At 67.2% G+C, this 18,074-nt stretch carries 17 protein-coding genes; 7 read left to right on the top strand and 10 right to left on the bottom strand.

Annotated features, from left to right (window positions below; all coding sequences use genetic code 11):
* Positions 1-145: 145 nt before the first annotated feature.
* The 3 genes from PEM_RS01825 to PEM_RS01815 all read right to left on the bottom strand — a co-directional run bounded on the left by PEM_RS01825 (position 146) and on the right by PEM_RS01815 (position 3,016).
* A complete protein-coding gene (locus PEM_RS01825) occupies positions 146-1,417 on the bottom strand; it encodes a HAMP domain-containing sensor histidine kinase (RefSeq protein ID WP_005415333.1) in 1,272 nt (423 codons plus the stop codon).
* Between the two features lie 153 nt (positions 1,418-1,570).
* Positions 1,571-2,284, bottom strand: a complete 714-nt coding sequence (locus tag PEM_RS01820) for a response regulator transcription factor (RefSeq protein WP_002811889.1) — start codon at positions 2,282-2,284, stop codon at positions 1,571-1,573.
* A gap of 87 nt (positions 2,285-2,371) precedes the next feature.
* Positions 2,372-3,016 carry an arylesterase gene (locus tag PEM_RS01815; protein ID WP_053500077.1) on the bottom strand — a complete coding sequence of 215 codons (645 nt, stop codon included), beginning with the start codon at positions 3,014-3,016 and terminating at the stop codon, positions 2,372-2,374.
* Positions 3,017-3,091: 75 nt separating this feature from the next.
* On the opposite strand from PEM_RS01815, the gene PEM_RS01810 reads away from it, so the two are divergent.
* Positions 3,092-3,739 carry an ATP-binding cassette domain-containing protein gene (locus PEM_RS01810; RefSeq protein ID WP_111127645.1) on the top strand — a complete coding sequence of 216 codons (648 nt, stop codon included), beginning with the start codon at positions 3,092-3,094 and terminating at the stop codon, positions 3,737-3,739.
* Entirely contained in the window at positions 3,736-6,252 is a 2,517-nt protein-coding gene (locus PEM_RS01805; RefSeq protein ID WP_111174761.1) for an FtsX-like permease family protein, read from the top strand. The genes PEM_RS01810 and PEM_RS01805 overlap by 4 nt, the downstream gene beginning before the upstream one ends.
* Positions 6,253-6,330: 78 nt before the next feature.
* On the opposite strand, the gene PEM_RS01800 is transcribed toward PEM_RS01805, so the two are convergent.
* The 7 genes from PEM_RS01800 to PEM_RS01770 form a co-directional block, all read right to left on the bottom strand.
* Positions 6,331-6,747, bottom strand: coding sequence for a hypothetical protein (locus PEM_RS01800; protein ID WP_146256617.1), 417 nt, complete (start codon positions 6,745-6,747; stop codon positions 6,331-6,333).
* Positions 6,741-7,088 carry a hypothetical protein gene (locus PEM_RS01795; protein WP_240431583.1) on the bottom strand — a complete coding sequence of 116 codons (348 nt, stop codon included), beginning with the start codon at positions 7,086-7,088 and terminating at the stop codon, positions 6,741-6,743. Before PEM_RS01795 ends, PEM_RS01800 begins: the two co-directional genes overlap by 7 nt.
* A 457-nt stretch (positions 7,089-7,545) precedes the next feature.
* Positions 7,546-8,475 carry a DUF6607 family protein gene (locus PEM_RS01790; protein WP_005415326.1) on the bottom strand — a complete coding sequence of 310 codons (930 nt, stop codon included), beginning with the start codon at positions 8,473-8,475 and terminating at the stop codon, positions 7,546-7,548.
* A 72-nt stretch (positions 8,476-8,547) separates the two neighbouring features.
* Positions 8,548-9,147, bottom strand: a complete 600-nt coding sequence (locus PEM_RS01785; protein ID WP_111127649.1) for a Hemin transport protein — start codon at positions 9,145-9,147, stop codon at positions 8,548-8,550.
* 4 nt (positions 9,148-9,151) lie between these two features.
* The gene (locus tag PEM_RS01780; protein ID WP_309250464.1) at positions 9,152-11,344 is read right to left on the bottom strand and encodes a TonB-dependent hemoglobin/transferrin/lactoferrin family receptor; all 2,193 of its coding nucleotides are present in this window, start codon (positions 11,342-11,344) and stop codon (positions 9,152-9,154) included.
* 153 nt (positions 11,345-11,497) lie between these two features.
* A complete protein-coding gene (locus PEM_RS01775; protein ID WP_005412278.1) occupies positions 11,498-11,692 on the bottom strand; it encodes a hemin uptake protein HemP in 195 nt (64 codons plus the stop codon).
* Between the two features lie 288 nt (positions 11,693-11,980).
* The gene (locus tag PEM_RS01770; RefSeq protein WP_005415323.1) at positions 11,981-12,952 is read right to left on the bottom strand and encodes an aldo/keto reductase; all 972 of its coding nucleotides are present in this window, start codon (positions 12,950-12,952) and stop codon (positions 11,981-11,983) included.
* Positions 12,953-13,145: 193 nt separating this feature from the next.
* Between PEM_RS01770 and PEM_RS01765 the strand changes: the two genes are divergently transcribed.
* The 5 genes from PEM_RS01765 (at position 13,146) to PEM_RS01745 (ending at position 18,049) form a co-directional block, all read left to right on the top strand.
* Positions 13,146-14,444 carry a nucleoside transporter C-terminal domain-containing protein gene (locus PEM_RS01765; protein ID WP_005415322.1) on the top strand — a complete coding sequence of 433 codons (1,299 nt, stop codon included), beginning with the start codon at positions 13,146-13,148 and terminating at the stop codon, positions 14,442-14,444.
* Between the two features lie 25 nt (positions 14,445-14,469).
* Positions 14,470-15,435 carry a ribokinase gene (locus PEM_RS01760; RefSeq protein WP_005415321.1) on the top strand — a complete coding sequence of 322 codons (966 nt, stop codon included), beginning with the start codon at positions 14,470-14,472 and terminating at the stop codon, positions 15,433-15,435.
* 149 nt (positions 15,436-15,584) lie between these two features.
* The gene (locus tag PEM_RS01755) at positions 15,585-16,016 is read left to right on the top strand and encodes a hypothetical protein (protein ID WP_111127653.1); all 432 of its coding nucleotides are present in this window, start codon (positions 15,585-15,587) and stop codon (positions 16,014-16,016) included.
* Between the two features lie 147 nt (positions 16,017-16,163).
* Positions 16,164-17,159, top strand: coding sequence for a tRNA dihydrouridine synthase DusB (gene dusB, locus PEM_RS01750; RefSeq protein ID WP_053500098.1), 996 nt, complete (start codon positions 16,164-16,166; stop codon positions 17,157-17,159).
* Positions 17,160-17,221: 62 nt separating this feature from the next.
* Positions 17,222-18,049: a class I SAM-dependent methyltransferase gene (locus tag PEM_RS01745; RefSeq protein ID WP_005415318.1), complete on the top strand. Its 828-nt coding sequence runs from the start codon at positions 17,222-17,224 to the stop codon at positions 18,047-18,049.
* Positions 18,050-18,074 lie beyond the last annotated feature (25 nt).

Genomic DNA, 18,074 nt, shown 5'->3' with positions numbered 1-18,074 from the left:
GCGCCATGGATGGCGCCATCGAGCCCCCATGGACGGGTTTACGGCGTGTCCTGCAAACCCACACCGCCCCGCCATTCCACGGAATGCCCGCTTTTGATGTTGATGTTGCCTCGGCGGGTGCCGGGCGCAGCCCGGCAAAATCCCTCTACCGGAAGATCACCGTGGCCTCGGTGCCCTTGCCCGGCTCGCTGGCCAGGCTGACCTTCCAGCCGAAGCGGTCGCACAGCCGGCGCACGATCGACAGGCCCAGGCCGGTGCCCTGCGGACGGCTCGGCTCGGCGCGGTAGAACGGTTCAAACGCGCGCGACAGCGCCTCGGCGGACATGCCGATGCCGGTATCGCGCACCACCACCCGGTCATTGAGCACGTGCACGTCGATACGCCCTTCGTCGGTGTAGCTGCAGGCATTGCGCACCAGGTTGCTGACCACCACCTGCAGCACCCGCGGCGGTGCGTGCAGCTGTACCGGGCCTTCGCCGTGCAGGTGCACCGATACGGGCCGGTTGCCCAGCAGCTCGTTGGCGTTGTCCACCTCGTAGCGGACGATGTCGTTGACGTCGAACAGCTCGATCTGCGGTTCGACATCGGCCTCGCGGGCCAGGATCAGGAACGCATCGATCACCGCCTCCATGTCACGGCCTGCACGCTGGATGCGCTGCAGGCTGCGGCGCAGGCGCGGCTGCAGGGTTTCATCGCCAAGGGCCATGTCGCTGGCCACGCGGATGACGGTCAACGGCGTGCGCAGCTCATGGCTGGCATCACGGGTGAAGTTGCGCTCGCGCGCCACGTGCGCGCTGACCCGGTTGGCCAGCGAATGCAGTGCGGCCGCCAGCTGGCGGGTCTCGCCCTGCATGTCCGCCGGCAGCTTGTTCGGCTCCAGATCGGCCGCTTCGGGGTGGCCCGGGTCCCAGCGCGAGACGCGCCGCGCCAGCCAGTTCACCGGCGACACCAGTCGCTTGGAGGCACGGTAGGTGACCCAGCTAGCGCCATACACCGCCAACAGGGTCAGCAGCACCGGCACGATGCCGAACCAGAACGCCAGCATCTCCGCGCGCGAGCGCAGGAACACCAGGTACAGGCGACCGGCAGGGCGCACGTCGACCAGCACCAGCTGGTCGTCCTGGGGCAGCTCGTGGAAGCCAGGCTCCAGGGTGCGCAGGTTGGCCGGCAATGACAGTGCCGACTGCCCGCTTTCCAGCAGGTAGCCGCGGATGTTGTGGGTGTTGGGCGGCGGCTGCACCGGCGACGCCTCGTGCAGCGTCCAGTAATAGGCCGCTTCCTCGCGCAGGGCGGCGCCGACCAGGCTGTGCTTGATCACCAGCGAGACCAGCCAGGCACCGAGCAGGATGCCCAGGCTGGCCAGGACTGCCTGCAGGATGAAGGCGATACGGATCTTGCGCGGCAGGCCGTGCGGCATTGCGGGGTCCCGGTCAGAGCGCTGCGATTATAGGCAGCGCGCTGCGCCGTAGTCGTGCACGGACGCTGACCGGCGGCAGCGCCGGCCGGTCATCCGTGCCCGGTGCGGGGTCGTTGCCCGGCCGGGCCTGATGCTGCACAGGCCGGGCCCCGATCAGGCCATCGGCTGGGCAATATCGGCAATGCGATAGCCGGCGCTCTGCACGGTGTGCAGCAGCGGACGGTCGAACGGCTTGTCGATGATCTTGCGCAGGTTGTACAGATGGCTGCGCAGGGTGTCCGAATCCGGCAGGCCATTGCCCCAGATCTCGCGTTCGATCTCCTGGCGGGTGACCACGCGCGGCGATTCGCGCATCAGGATGGTCAGCAGGCGCAGGCCGATCGGCGACAGCTGCAGCTCGGTACCGGCACGGGTAGCCCGCATGCTGACCGGATCGAGCACCAGGTCGGCGACCTTCAGCACCTCCGAACCGACCTGGCGGCGTTCGCGACGGATCAGCGCGCGCAGGCGGGCTTCCAGCTCCTGGATCGCGAACGGCTTGGTCAGGTAGTCATCGGCACCAAACCCGAGGCCGGTGAGCTTGTCGTCCAGCGTGTCGCGTGCCGTGAGCATCAGCACCGGCGTGGACTTGCGCGCATCGTTGCGCAGGCGACGGCACACTTCGATGCCATCCAGGCGCGGCAACATGAGATCGAGCACCACGACGTCATAGCTGTTCTCCGCCGCGAGGCGGTAGCCATCCAGGCCGTCCTGTGCATAGTCGACTTCGAAGCCGCGACCTTCCAGGTATTCCCCGATCATCTCGGAGATGTTGCGGTTGTCTTCGACCACCAGCACCAAGCCGGAGGTCTCCTTCGTCTGACGCATGTGATTCCCTCTAACTTCAGCTTTGTGAAACATGCCGGATCGACGGTGGACGCGATGTGAAGTTCCGTCAAGAGGTACACAAACGGTTCAAAGCAGCGGCCTGAGCAGCGGCCAGACGTTGTCCAGCACCTTCGGCTGCGCCTGCGCCGTGGGGTGCAGGCCGTCGCCCTGCATCATGCCCGGCTGCAGGGCCACGCCCTCCAGCAGGAACGGCAGCAGCGGCACCTTGTACTGCGTGGCCAGCGCCTTGTAGGCCGCGGCCAGGCGCTGGCGGTAGGCCGGTCCGTAGTTGGGCGGCACGTCGATGCCCAGCAGCAGCACCTTGGCACCGGCCTTCTGGCTGGCCTGCACCATTTTTTCCAGGTTGCCCTGCACCTGCGCCGGGGTCAGCCCACGCAGCGCGTCATTGCCGCCCAGCGCGATCACCACCACGGTCGGCTTCTCCCTGGCCAGCAGGCCCGGCAGGCGGGTCAGCGCGCCGGCGGTGGTTTCCCCGCTCATGCTGGCGTTGACGATGCGCGCCGGGGTTTTCGACTGCTGCCTGACCCGCTGTTGCAGCAAGCTGACCCAGCCGGCGTCGGCAGGGATATTGTGGGCGGCACTGAGGCTGTCGCCGAGCACCAGCACGGTGCCAGCCGGACCTTTGGCACAGGCCAGCCCCGGCAACAGCAGGAACCCTAGCAGCAGCACCATCATCGCGCCGGCTCGCCGGCTCCATCCCGTCTTGCGCATTGGAGTCTCCTCATCGACAGCCTGTCCCCCCGCAGCGCGCCCGTCGCCATCGCCGTCGACCAGGTCGGCAAATCCGTGCAGGGCCCGGAGGGTGAAGTCCACATACTGGACAACATCACCCTGACCGTCCATGAAGGCACCAGCGCGGCCATCGTCGGCGCCTCCGGTTCGGGCAAGACCACCCTGCTCGGCCTGCTGGCCGGGCTGGACCTGCCCAGCCGCGGCCGCATTGCGCTGTCGGGCCAGGACCTGGGCGGCCTCGATGAAGAAGCGCGGGCCCAGCTGCGCGCGCGCGAGGTTGGCTTCGTGTTCCAGAGCTTCCATCTGCTGCCGGCGCTGACCGCCGCCGAGAACGTCGCGTTGCCACTGGAGCTGGCCGGGCGCGAGGATCGCGCGCGGGTCGATGAAGTGTTGGCCCAGGTCGGCCTCTCCCATCGTGCCCGCCACTGCCCGCGCCAGCTGTCCGGTGGCGAGCAGCAGCGCGTGGCACTGGCGCGAGCCTTCGTCACCCGCCCGCGCATCCTGTTCGCCGACGAACCGACGGGATCGCTGGACCATGCCACCGGCCAGCACGTCAGCGACCTGCTGTTCGAACTCAACGCCGGCAGCGGCACCACCCTGGTACTGGTCACCCACGACATGCGCCTGGCGCAGCGTTGCCAGTACATCCATCGTATCGACGACGGTCGCCTGCTGCCGGTTGAGCGCGGAGCCCAGGCATGAACCTGCTGCGGCACGCGTGGCGCGCGCTGCGTCGCGAGGCGCTGGCCGGCGACCTGCTCACCGTGTTCGCCGCACTGGTGCTGGGCGTGGCGGTGATGACCGCGGTGGGCACGCTGGTGAACCGGGTCAACCTGGCGCTGACCGGCAGCGCGGCGGAAATGCTCGGTGGCGATCTCGGCATCGCCGGGCGTGATGACCCGCCGCAGGCATTCGCCGACGAGGCACAACGGCGTGGACTGGCCTACACCCGCATCGCCAGCTTCGGCAGCGTGCTGTTCAACGGCGACGCCAGCCAGATGGCGAGCATCAAGGCGGTGCAGGCGGGCTATCCACTGCGCGGCACGCTGCGGGTACGGGCCACGCCCGGCGGTACGTTGATCACCGATGCCGGCATGCCACCCAAGGGCCAGGCCTATGCCGACCCACGCCTGCTGCAGGGGCTCGGGCTGAAGGCCGGCGATGATCTCGAGTTCGGCGCCGGCACGCTGCGCATCGCCGGCATCATCGAGGCTGAGCCCGACACCGGTGGCGACCTGCTGACGCTCTCCCCCACCCTGCTGGTCAACCGCGCCGATGTGGAAGGCACGGGACTGCTTGGCCCCGGCAGCCGCATCAACTACCGGCTGATGTTTGCAGGACCGCCCGGGCAGGTCGCGTCCCTGCGTGAGTGGCTGCTGCCACAGGTGAAGGGCCTGCGCCTGCTGAGCGTGGATGACACCCAGCGCGGCGTGCGCCAGGCCTTCGATCTGGCCGGGCGCTTCCTCGGCCTGAGCGCGCTGCTGGCGGTGCTGCTGGCGGGCGTGGCCACCGCATTGGCGGCCAACCGCTTCGCGCTGCGCCGCATCGACCAGGTGGCGATCCTGCGCTGCCTGGGTGCGCGCCAGCGCGACATCCTGCTTGGCCTGGCACTGCAGCTGCTGATGCTGGCGGTGCCGGCCTGTGCGCTCGGCATCGGCCTGGGCATGGCCGCGCAGGAAGGCCTGGTGCAGGTACTGGGCAGCCTGGTGCCGCACCGCCTGCCGTTGCCCGAGGCGATGCCTGCGCTGACCGGCGCCGGCATCGGCCTGTTGCTGCTGTTCGGCTTCGGCCTGCCACCGCTGCTGCGCCTGCGCGGGGTGCCGCCGATGCGGGTGCTCAACCGTTCCTTCGCTGCCCTGCCGCCGGCGTCACTGCTGGCCTATGTGGCAGCGCTGGCGGCCAGCCTGCTGCTGGCGGTACAAGTCACCGGCGACCTGAAGCTGGCGTTGTGGGTGCTGGGCGGCCTGGCCACGCTGGCACTGGCCGCCGGGGTGGTCGGCTTCGTGCTGCTGCAACTGCTGCGCGGCCTGCAGCACCGCCTGCACGGCCACTGGCGGCTGGGCCTGGCCGCGCTGACCCGGCGCCGGATGCTGGCGGTAATGCAGCTGGTCGGGCTGTCGCTGTCGCTGTGTGCGCTGTTGCTGCTGGCGGTCACTGGACCGGGCCTGCTGCAGCAATGGCGCGAGCGCCTGCCCGCTGATACGCCCAACTACTTCCTGATCAACATCCAGCCCGAACAGCGCGACAGCGTGCTGGCCACGCTGCGTGGACTGGGCGCCGGTGACGCCAGCATCGAACCGATGGCCACCGGCCGCCTGATCGCGATCAATGGCAAGCCACCGCTGCGCGTGGACCGCGAGCCCGGTCAGGACGGACAAGCGGCACAAGGCGAAGGTCAGCGCGATGACGACGACGAGAACCGGCCGTTGAACTTCAGCTGGCGCAGCACCTTCCCCCCCGCCAACACGCTGGTCAACGGCACCTTCTGGAAGAACGACAGCACGGCGCCGGAGGCATCAGTGGAGATCGGCTGGGCCAAGCGTTACGGCCTGTACCCGGGCGACCGCATCACCATTGCAGTGGGCGAGCAGGAACGCGAGTTCACCGTCACCAGCGTGCGCAAGGCGGACTGGAACACCTTCCGGCCGAACTTCTTCGTGTTGCTGAACCCGAATGCGGTGGGCGAAACCCCGCACAACCTGCTGTCGGCCTTCCATCTGCCGGCCGGCAAGGCGGCGGGCCTGGGCGAACTGGTGCGCGCGCAGCCGAACCTGTCGCTGCTGGACGTGGATGCGGTGATTTCGCAGGTGCGCGATGTGATGGAGCGCGTGGCGCAGGCGGTGCAGCTGGTGATGGTGTTCAGCCTACTGGCCGGCGTGCTGGTGCTGCTGGCCGCGCTGCAGGCCACCGCCGGCGAGCGCCGCTACGACAGCGCGGTACTACGCACGCTAGGTGCGACCCGGCGCCAGTTGCGTGGCGCGGTACTGGTGGAGTTCGGCGCGCTGGGCACGCTGGCGGCGATGCTGGCGGTGGGGGCGGCCGCTGCGATCGGCGTGGCGGTCTCGCAGAAGGTGTTCGAGCTGCCATTGCTGCCGCCGTGGCCGGGGCTGCTGATTGGCGGCGTAGTCGGCATCAGCTTGAGCCTGCTGGCGGGCTGGTGGGGCACGCGGGCGATCCTGCATACGCCGCCGGCATTGGCGCTGCGCGAGGCCTGAGGCGACCGTGACACGCTGCGGGTGGGGCCGGCTGTACGCTGCGCGCCCCACCTAAGCGCATCCACACATGGCGTGGGTCTACTGACGAGTGGCCGGGATGACGGACGTCTGTTGCTGCGCCCAGGCCACGGTCGCGCTCATCGCGCGCTGCACGCCCAGAAGCGTTATGAACAGGCAGAGCTCGTCCTTCTCCTCATTATCCCCTACCCGCTTACGGACTTCGCTGTATTCAGGCGGGCTGTCGAAAATGACGACCCGGATGATGTTGCCGCTGGGCAGGTGCTTGGCGGAGAAGATCGGGTTGGCACCGCGATCCTTACTGCCATCGACGAAGAACGTGTTGTAGTGCGGGCTGCGGAAGTCTTCAATGCGCAGGCTTGCCGCGTTGATTCCCGTCATGAAGTGGTCGTGGATATGCTGTTCAAGACGATCGTAGACCTGCGGATCGGACAGATAGGTATCGAACATCTGGCGTTCTGGAACGACCATCAGCAAGCCTCATTTCCATGCATTGGAATCGCAAAGACACGAACAACTTCGTAACCGGGAGGGCCATCAGTGCGGCTTTCGCAGAAGCGAAAACCCGCGAGCAGGCCAGCATCTTCGACAACGGAGCGCACGGCGTCGATTTCCGTCGAGGTGTTGCTGCCACTTTCGTGCCAGCGCCGGGCTCCAAATGCGGCCCCCTCCGAACCTGGATAGTAGAAAACGTTGGGGAGCAGCACGCCCTCTTCCGCATACAGCTCGAAATCCGTGAAGCTCAATGCCAGAAACATCTTCGCTCCGGCTGGATCGCGTGCGCTGCCGGCAATACGAACGGTCGCCAGAACATGCATGCAGAGACTGAACAGATAAGCCGATGTCTATCGAGGCCCAAGACGCGCGAGCAGCCCGTCTATCCGCTGGGTTCGCGAAACAAGTGCGGCTTCCTCGAAGTCATCGATTTCGAGAAAGAAGCTGTCGATATCATCGCAGGCTTCGCCGGACAACATTTGACTGCACAAGGCGGAAAGCTTCATCTGCGGCGACGTTCAATGACTGCGTGGGCGGCCACCCTACCCCATGCGCAGAAGCCGGAAAGCGGACTCGGACAAAATCCAGCGAAATGCGTCATGTTTATGCGCACAAGGCACCAATCCGTTCGGCGACGCGCGCAGACACCGAATCGCATCACCACCGAAAGCGTGCCGAGCAAGCTCGGCACCTACCAAGAGCACATGGACGGCCCGACAGAGCCACGCCGTGAGTGGATGCGGTTGTGGAGTCGAGCACAGCTCGACTCCACACGTGGCCTCAGTTCGGCGCCTTTTCCACGTACTTGGCGAAGACCTCGTCGATCTGCGCGTCCTTCACCTGTTTGCCGGACTGGATCTCTTCGGCCTGGGTGAACAGCGGGATGATCATCGCCATGCCATCGAGCTTGGTCTTCAGGTGCACGCCCGGGGCCTGGCCGAGGAAGCCGTCCCAGCGCTGGCGCACTTTGGCCCAGTAGCCGGCGGTGGCCTTCCAGTAGGCGCGGGCCGGGGTGAAGTCGACCTCGGTTGTCTTGACGTAGTCGTTGAAGCCGAACTCGCGGGCGATCTCCACCTGGCTGCCGTCGGCGTTGCGCTGCACCTTGGTGTTGAACTGCTCGTGGGTCCAGCCATTGGGCGTGAGCGTGTGGCGGTTGACCACGGCCAGCGCGTTGTAGTCGCTGCGCTTTGTGTATTCACGACGCGGCAGCGGGCGCCAGCTCAGGTCGCTGGTCCAGCTCGGCACATTGTTGGTGTACGTCCATTTGCCGGTGCCACAGTAGCGCGGTGCATCGCTCACTTCATACACGCACTGGGTCCAGGCGCCCTGGTTCACCGCTGCGGGTATGCGGCGTACCTGCCAGGTCTGGTCGGCGCTGAACTCGAAACGGCTGGGCGCTTCGTAGACCCAGTCCTGGCGCCAGTGCTTGGTGATGTGGCCGCTCTTCTCATCGAGCAACAGGTGCTGCAGCACGATGCGCTGCGGGGTGTCCTCGACCACGATGACCACTTCGCTGCCGCCGCTGCGCATCGCCGGCGCACGCTCGTAGCCGGGCTTGAGCAGCACGGTCTCGTCGAACGCGAAGTCGACGGTGTACTCGCCCTGCATGGCGAGGATGCTGTCGTGGTCGCGGGCGATGTCGGAGGGCTGCGCGCTGGCCACGCCGCTGGCAGCGAGCAACAGCATGACGCTGGCTGTCTGGAACTTCATCGGGTCTTCCTTCGGGGTTGCAGGTTCGTTGAGAGGCCTTCCAGGGCCGGCGGGCGTTCCATCAGGAAAGGATCACAGGCGGATCAGCGGCAGGTCGCCGGGAATACGGGGTGTCGGCCGGCGCGCGGCGTCGGCGCAGCAGCAATCGTCGATCGCCAGCTCGCCTTCGGCACCTTCCAACCGAGCGATGCGACGCGCGGTGGCCGCGCCCAGCGAGGACAGGGTCGACAGGCTGGCTGCCAGCGTGCGGCCCTCGTCCGCGGCATGCAGGCGCAGCGTGCACAGGCGCCAGCGCTGGCCACCAAGATGGCCGGCCAGGCGCCGCCACAGGCGTTCGCCGACACTGCCCTCGCTGTCATGCTCCGGGCCCGGCGGCAGCGCCGCGACCAGCCGGTCCCAGGCCAGGAAATCGCTGTCGGGCAACAGGTACAGCCGCCACACGCAGCGGCCGCGGGCGTCGAGGAAGCACAGGCTTTCGCGCACGCCCTCGCTGTCCACGCCCTGGCAGGCATGCACGCGCACCGCCTGGCGCCAGCCACCCAGCTCGTTGCCGTCGGCGTGGTACAGGCACAACACGGTGCCGAGCGTGGCCAGCTGTGCCGGGGTCGGCCAGGCCGCGCTGCCCTGCACGGCGATGGCGTCATTCCTGCGTGCGGACAAGGCGCGGCTCATGAGGTCACCAGGAAACGGCAAGGCTGGCGGAAAGGGTGCGGCCCGGGCTGGTGTAGCGATCCAGCACGCGGCTGGTCGCAGACAGCGTCGAACCCACGTTGGACCAATCGATGTAGCGCTTGTCGCCCAGGTTGAACACGCCGACGTTGAAGGTCGCGCCCGGGGCGAAGTTCCAGTGCGCCATCAGGTCGGCCACGCCGTAGCCGGCCGGGCGGTACACCGTCGCTGCAGTGACGCGGTCCTTGCGCTTGACGAAGGTACCGGCCAGTTCGACGCCCCAGGCGTCGGTGTCGTACATCAGGCCGACGGTGCCGCGCAGCGGGTCGACCGAATCCAGCGGAGTGTCCTCGGTCTTGTTGTCGCCGCGCGACCAGGCCACCGAGCTGCTCAGCGCCCAGCCCTGCAGCGCCGGGTTGATCTGGCCGAAGTCAACGCCAGCCTTCAGTTCGGCACCGTAGATGCGCGCATCGGCGATGTTGCGCGACTGGAACACCATCAGGCCCTGGGCGTTGGTGCCGACCAGCGACTGCGACTCGATGAAATCCTTGTACTCATTGTAGTAGCCGCTGACGCTGACGTAGGCGGCCGGTGACAGGAAGCGCAGGCCCAGCTCCATGCCATCACTGGTTTCCGGCTTCAGGTCCGGATTGGGAATGGCGGTGTAACCGAAGGCGAAGTTGGTGAAGCCCAGGTTGACGTCGTTGTACGGCGGCGAGCGGAAACCATGCGAGTAGCCGGCGAACAGCGACCATTCGTCGGTGAAGCGATAGACCACGCCCAGCTTCGGCGAGACGCTGGTCTTGGTCAGCCTGGCCACCGCAACGCCGGGATTGTCGTCGGCGAAGATGCTGTCCACTTCCGGCTTCAGCTCGTAGCGATCCACGCGCACGCCCGGCACCAGCGACAGCTTGCCGCCGGCCATGCGCATTTCGTCCTGCGCGTACAGGCCCAGCTCGGTGGTCTTGCTGATCGGGAAATCGCGTACCGGGAAGGCGTCGGGCAGGATGGTGGTGCTGGTCTGGCCATTGGCCAGAACCTGATAGCCGTCGCGCTTCTGGCGGATCTCGGTACGCGCACCTTCGAAGCCGTAGGTCAGCGCGTGTTCGACACTGCCGGTGCTGAACGCCTTGTTGAATTGTGCCTGCAGGCCGTACACGCGCTGGTCGAAGTTGAACTCGCGGTGGCGGCGGCTGCGGTTGGCGCGGTCTTCGTCGGTGATCTGGTTGGTCTCGCTGTGCTGGGTATACAGCTGCCAATGCAGGTTGTCGGCGAAGCCCTTGTCCAGCGCATCCATTTCATGGGCGAACGACACGCGGGTGCGGTTCTGCGTGTCGCGCGCCTTCATGCTGGTGGTGGTGGTGCGGTCGATCGAGGACAGCACGTTGGTATCGGTGTTGTCTTCGTTGCCTTCCACGGTCAGGCGGAAGCGCTGGTCCTCGCTCGGTGCATAGACCAGCTTGGCCAGGCCACTGCGACCGTCGCGGTCCTGCGGGTTGGGCGCGGTACGGGTGTTGTCGAGGCTGCGAACATCGCCCTTGTTACCGGTTTCCTGGCCCTGGCGATGGTTGATGTTGACCATGCCGCTCCAGTGTTGGCCGCCGAACGCGCTGGTCACGCCGCCGAGCAGGCCCTTCCACTCACCGTCGTAGCCGAACTTCAGGCCGACGTAGCTGTCCTTGCCATCCTTCAGGTAATCGGCCGGATCCTTGGTGACGAAGGCCACCACGCCCCCGAGCGCGTCGGAACCGTACAGCGAGCTGGCCGGGCCGCGCACGATCTCCACGCGCTTGAGCGTGTCCAGATCGGTGAAGTTGCGGTTGGCGTTGGAGAACGAGCCGATGTTGAAGCTGGTGGGCATGGCGATGCCATCGGTCTGCACGCGCACGCGGTTGCCGTCCAGGCCACGGATGCGGATGCTGCCAAGGCCGAAGCGCGCGGCGCTGCGGCTGACCGACAGGCCCGGCTCGTAGCGCAGCAGATCCTTGATGTCCTGCACCAGGTGCCGGTCCATCTGCTCGCGGTCGATGACATCCACGGTGGCCGCCACGTCACTCACTGCCCGCTCGGTGCGGGTGGCGGTGACCTGCACGCGGTCGAAGTCGCGCGCATCAGGCGCGGCGGTGGCCGCGGCAGCAGCATGGGCGGACAGCGGCAGGGCCATCCAGACGGCGAGGCAAAGGGCGGTAGGGCGGGTCATCGGGTTCGTTCGGTCAGGCAGGGGAACCCCCGGTTACCGGCACACCCGGGAGGTGCACGCGGTAGACCGAGGGGGAGAGAGCGGGCGCGGACGGGTCGCCCACCCTGCCGGCGCTGCCGGCAGGAGGGAGGGAGGCGGGCGACCAGGCCGCGATTACTTGGTCAGGATCAGCTTGTCGTTGCTGGTGTGCCGCAGGCGGTAGAAGCGGTCGCCGTGCTGGATCAGGATTTCACGACGGCCCTTGAGCAGGGCTTCGCTGTCGATGACCTCTTCCGGCGGAACGACACGGACCGGACGATCGCGGAGGGTCAGCGTTTCGGGGCGCAGCAGTACAGGTTGAGCATTCATGAGCATCTGGACTCGTGCGAGGGACGAGTCAAATGATAATGATTCTCAGTTGACAATCAACAACCATTCTCAATTTGATTGATGGGATTAATGATCGAATTCGAGAATTCGATAGCCACCATCAATCAAAAGACGGGCACAGCGCTTTTGTAGAGTCGAGCCATGCTCGACTGCTCCTGGCACCGTCGCCTGGAAACGCACGCGCTGCGCGCGGAGTCGAGCATGGCTCGACTCTACAAAGACCTGGTCAATCTGAAGTCCAGCATGGCTCGACTCCGCAAAGGGCTGTCAGGCGAAGGCGGCTTCGACCTGCGCCCAGCCAGCCGCATCGACCTGCTCCAGCACCTCCAGCGCCTGCAGGTTCTGCAGCAGCTGGCTGACCCGGCTGGCGCCGAGAATCACGCTGGAGACGTTCGGATTGCGCAGGCACCAGGCAATCGCCAGCGTGGCCGGGGCGTGGCCCAGCTCACGCGCCGCTTCGCTGAAGCGGCGCACCTGGGCCAGGCGGGCCTCGGCGTCGTCACCCAGCACCAGCGCCTGCAGCCATTCCATGCCCTCGCGGCCCAGCCGCGCATCGGCCGGAATGCCCTGGTCGTACTTGCCGGTCAGCAGGCCCGAGGCCAGCGGCGAGAAGATGGTGGTGCCCAGGCCGGCACCGGCATACAGCGGCGCATACTCGACCTCGACGCGTTCGCGGTGCAGCAGGTTGTACTGCGGCTGCTCCATCGACGGGCCCTGCAGGTTGCGTGCTTCGGCAATGTCCAGCGCCTGCTGGATCTGCACCGCCGACCACTCCGAGGTCCCCCAGTAGAGGATCTTGCCCTGCCGCACCAGGGTATCCATGGCATGCACGGTCTCGGCGATCGGCGCGTCCGGATCCGGGCGATGGCAGTAATAAAGGTCCAGGTAGTCCACCCGCAGGCGCTTGAGCGCGGCATGGCAGGCGTCGGTCACATGCTTGCGCGACAGGCCGCGCTGGGTCGGCCGTGGGTCCTTGGCGCTGCCGAAGAACACCTTGCTGGAGACGCAGATGCCATCGCGCGGCAGGCGCAGGTCGGCGATCACATCGCCCATCACCTGTTCGGCGCGGCCGTTGGCATAGCCCTCGGCGTTGTCGAAGAAGTTGACGCCGTGGTCCCAGGCGGCAGCCACCAGGTTGCGGGCCTCGTCGCGCGGGATCTGGTCACCGAAGGTCACCCAGGCGCCGAAGGACAGGGCGGAAATCGGCAGGCCGGTGGAGCCCAGGCGACGGTATTGCATGCGAATCTCCTGCTGCGGGCCCGCATCCGGGCCGGGATCGAGCCCCATTCTACCTGCCGCCGCCGGCCGCAAGCCCTTGCCGTTGCTGGCCTGATCGGTACCGATGGGCGCGCGCACGCTGCTTTTTCTTGCCCCGGCCCCTGCCCTGCACTAGGCTTCCCGTTTTTCGCGACGCCCCAGGGGAGTCACTCACATGGTCGAAGGTTTGGGCAGGATCGGCTTCGGCCTGTTCGGGTTGGCGGTGCTGATCGGCATCACCTGGCTGTTTTCCAACAACAAGCGTGCGGTTGACTGGAAGCTGGTTGCCACCGGTATCACCCTGCAGATCGCCTTCGCGGCGCTGGTGATCCTGGTGCCGGGCGGGCGCGACGTGTTCGATGCGCTGGGCAAGGGCTTCGTCAAGGTCCTGAGCTTCGTCAACGAGGGCTCGGGCTTCATCTTCGGCTCGTTGATGGACACCAAGAACTACGGCTTCATCTTCGCCTTCCAGGTGCTGCCGACCATCATCTTCTTCTCGGCGCTGATGGGGGTCATGTACCACCTCAACGTCATGCAGGCGATCGTGCGCGTGATGGCCTGGTCGATCACCAAGGTGATGCGCGTGTCCGGCGCGGAAACCACCAGCGTCTGCGCCAGCGTCTTCATTGGCCAGACCGAGGCGCCGCTGACCGTGCGCCCGTACATCGCCAGGATGACCCAGTCCGAGCTGCTGACCATGATGATCGGCGGCATGGCGCACATCGCCGGCGGCGTGCTGGCGGCCTACGTGGGCATGCTCGGCGGTGGCGACCCGGCGCAGCAGGCCTTCTACGCCAAGCACCTGCTGGCGGCGAGCATCATGGCCGCACCGGCCACCCTGGTCGTGGCCAAGCTGCTGATTCCGGAAACCGGCACCCCGCTGACCCGCGGCACGGTGAAGATGGAAGTGGAGAAGACCTCCAGCAACATCATCGACGCGGCCGCTGCCGGTGCCGGTGACGGCCTGAAGCTGGCGCTGAACATCGGCGCGATGCTGCTGGCCTTCATCGCCCTGATCGCGCTGCTGAATGCACCGCTCACCTGGTTCGGCGAAGTGACCGGCCTGGCCGCTGCCATCGGCAAGCCGACCAACCTGTCGACCATCTTCGGTTACGTGCTGGCCCCGATCGCCTGGGTGATCGGTACCCCGTGGGCTGATGCCACCACCGTCGGTTCGCTGATCGGCCAGAAGGTCGTGATCAACGAGTTCGTGGCCTACACCGAGCTGTCGCAGATCGTGAACGGCCAGGTGGCGGGCGTGAGCCTGTCCGACGAAGGCCGCCTGATCGCCACCTACGCGCTGTGCGGCTTTGCCAACTTCAGCTCGATCGCGATCCAGATCGGCGGTATCGGCGGCCTGGCGCCGGAACGTCGCCACGATCTGGCCAAGTTCGGCCTGCGCGCGGTGTTGGGCGGTACCATTGCCACCTTCATGACGGCGACCATCGCCGGCGTGCTGACGCACTTCAGTTGAACCCCTGGTTGAGAAAAGATTTCCTATGAGCAGCAGTGTCGTTGTCGTCGGTTCCTTCAATGTCGATCACGTGTGGCGGTGCGAGTCGCTGCCGGCACCGGGTGCGACCATTGCCGGCCGCTACAGCACCGGCCCGGGAGGCAAGGGCTTCAACCAGGCCGTGGCCGCCTGCCGCGCCGGCGCCGAGACGCACTTCGTGTGCGCGCTGGGCGATGACGCCGGCGGCGCCACCGCACGCGAACTGGCCGCGCAGGATGGCTTCGGCCTGATTGCCGAAGCCAGCAGCGAGCCAACCGGCACTGCGGGCATCTACGTGGACGCGCGTGGCCGCAACACCATCGTGATCGGCCCGGGCGCCAACGCCGCGCTCAGCACCGACTTCCTGCAACAGCAGCAGGCATTGCTCACCAGCGCCAAGGTGGTGCTGGTGCAGCTGGAATCGCCGGTGCAGACCATTGAAGCGGCGCTGGCCACGGCCCGCGAGGCCGGTGTCACCACCGTGCTCAACACCGCACCGGCCGACGCGCCCTCGACCATCGGCCTGCTCAAGCTGGCCGATGTGATCACCCCGAACGAGACCGAGTTCGCCGCGCTGCTCGGCCGCCATGTCGGTGAGCGCGTGGATGCCAACGATGTCGCCGCGCTGGATGGCGCCAGCCTGCATGCGCTCTGCCGCAAGCTGGTCGGCAACGGTACCGTGGTGGTGACCCTGGGTTCGGTGGGCGTGTTCGTCTCGCATGCCGACGAGAACCTGCGCGGCGATACCCAGCCGTACTACCGCGTCGGCGCCGAGCAGGTGCAGGCCATCGACACCACCGGTGCCGGTGATGCCTTCAACGGTGCGCTGGCCGCGTCGCTGGCGCAGGTGGCCGACGCTCCGTTCGCCCGCCACGTGCGCTTTGCCAACCAGTTCGCCGGTCGCTCGACCGAGAAGGAAGGCGCTGCAGCGGCGATGCCGCGCTTCACCCCGGCCGACGCCGAAGCCAAGTAATTCCACGCCAGGCGTGGATGACAAGGCCCGGGTGCACAGGCACCTGGGCCTTTCTTTTGCCCATTGCCCAGCCCCTGCGACCGCCTGTCGCATTGCCCACATCCTGCCCCTCGCTCACGATCCGAGCAGCTTCCTTGCACGGGCAGGACATGGACGGATTCCGCTGGTTGCTGGTCGCGGCCGCAGGCAGTGCCGCTGCGGCGCTGCTGCATATCGGCTGCATCGCCTTCGGCGCCGCGTGGTACAGATACTTCGGTGCCGGCCAGCGCGTGGTCCGGCTCGCGCATGCGGGGCACTGGTGGCCACCGTTGATGACCGCCGGCATCACGGCCGTGCTGGTGGCCTGGACCCTGTACGCACTGGCCGCCGCGGGCTGGCATTCGCCGCTGCCGGCCAGCCGCCTGGTCCTGCCCGCCATCGCTGCCTTGCTGCTGCTGCGCGCGGCGATGGGCTTCGGCCTGGCGCTGCTCCGGCCCGGCTACAACGGCCGGCGCTTCTGGGTAGCCAGTTCACTGGTCTGCCTGGGCCTGGGGCTGGCCTTCGCACTGGGGACCCGGCAGGCCTGGCAGAGCCTGGGTTAGCCGCCTACCATGGCCCGCCCCTGGGGGCGGCGGAAGCAACCGTCAAGCATCTGCTGATGCCGGTACGGCATGAGGTCGGTGCCGATCGGCCTGAACCCGGGGCCGGCCGACACCGCCCAGGCCGCGCCCGCGCTCTACAATGGGCGCATGCAGATCGGCCCGTACACCATTGCCCCCAACGTCGTGCTGGCGCCCATGGCCGGCGTCACCGACAAGCCCTTCCGCCTGCTGTGCAAACGGCTGGGCGCGGGCCTGGCCGCCTCGGAAATGACCATCAGCGACCCGCGCTTCTGGAACACGCGCAAGTCGATCCACCGCATGGACCATGAGGGCGAGCCGGCGCCGATCAGCGTGCAGATCGCCGGTACCGAGCCGCAGCAGCTGGCCGAGGCGGCGCGCTACAACGTCGACCACGGCGCGCAGATCATCGACATCAACATGGGCTGCCCGGCCAAGAAGGTGTGCAACGCCTGGGCCGGCTCAGCGCTGATGCGCGACGAGCAGTTGGTGGCGCGCATCCTCGAAGCCGTGGTCAACGCGGTGGACGTGCCGGTCACGCTGAAGATCCGCACCGGTTGGGACTGTGACCACCGCAATGGCCCGCTGATCGCGCGCATCGCCGAGGACAGCGGTATCGCTGCACTGGCCGTGCACGGCCGCACCCGCGACCAGCATTACACCGGCCAGGCCGAGTACGCCACCATCGGTGAGATCAAGGCCGCCCTGCGCATTCCGGTCATCGCCAATGGCGATATCGATTCGCCGCAGAAGGCTGCCCACGTTTTGAAGGAAACTGGCGTGGACGCGGTGATGATCGGCCGTTCCGCACAGGGCCGGCCGTGGATCTTCCGCGAAGTGGCGCATTACCTGGCCACCGGGCAGGAACTGCCGCCACCGTCGCTGGCCGAAGTGCGCGACATCCTGCTGGGCCACCTGCACGCACTGCATGCCTTCTATGGCGAACCGCAGGGCGTGCGCATCGCGCGCAAGCACCTGGGCTGGTATGCCAAGGACCGGCCGGAGAACGCCGCCTTCCGCGCGGTGGTCAACCGCGCGGAGGATCCGCAGAGCCAGATCGCGCTGACCACCGAGTACTTCGACCGCTTGATTGACGGGGAACCGGCGCTGTCTTCGGCGGCCTGACCGCCCTGCCGCGTCGCAACGTCGAGCCTGCTCGACCGAATTGAACTCCGAGAGCCCGCCCCATGACCCCGCCGATTTCCTCCCCGACCTACCTGCACGGGTTTTCCGGCACCGAACAGCAGCGCCTGATGACCCAAGCGCGCCTGCTGGAATCGAGCATCTTCGGCCAGATCGACTACAGCGGTGCACGGCGCCTGCTGGAAGTCGGCAGCGGCGTGGGTGCGCAGACCGAGATCCTGCTGCGCCGCTTCCCCGAGCTGCACGTGACCGGCGTGGACCTGAGCGAGACCCAGCTGGCCACCGCGCGCGAGAACCTGGCGCGCACCCCGTGGTGCAGCGACCGTTACACCCTGCAGCAGGCCGATGCCGGCGAACTGCCGTTCGAGGCGCGCAGCTTCGATTCGGCCTTCCTGTGCTGGGTGCTGGAACACGTTCCGTCACCGGCACGCGTGTTGAGTGAAGTGCGCCGCGTGCTGGCGCCGGGTTCACCGGTCTACATCACCGAGGTGATGAATGCCTCGTTCCTGCTTGATCCGTACTCGCCGCACATCTGGCGCTACTGGATGGCCTTCAACGACTTCCAGTACGACCACGGTGGCGACCCCTTCGTCGGCGCCAAGCTGGGCAACCTGCTGCTGGCCGGCGGCTTCCGCGACGTGCACACCGAGATCAAGACCATCCACCTGGACAACCGCGAGCCTGCCCGTCGCAAGACCATGATCGCGTTCTGGGAGCAGCTGCTGCTGTCGGCGGCCGACCAGCTGCTGCAGGCCGGCTCGGTGGACGAGGAAACCGTGGAAGGCATGCGCCGCGAGTTCCGCCTGGTGCAGAACGACCCGAATGCGGTGTTCTTCTACTCGTTCGTGCAGGGCCGCGCGACGGTGTATTGAGCCGACGCGGCACCAATGCTCCCGT

This window comes from Stenotrophomonas sp. Pemsol (genome assembly GCF_003586545.1).
GTDB classification, from domain to species: domain Bacteria; phylum Pseudomonadota; class Gammaproteobacteria; order Xanthomonadales; family Xanthomonadaceae; genus Stenotrophomonas; species Stenotrophomonas sepilia.
Note: the sequence above shows the minus strand (reverse complement) of the source record. Positions and strands in the feature narration are given on the sequence as shown.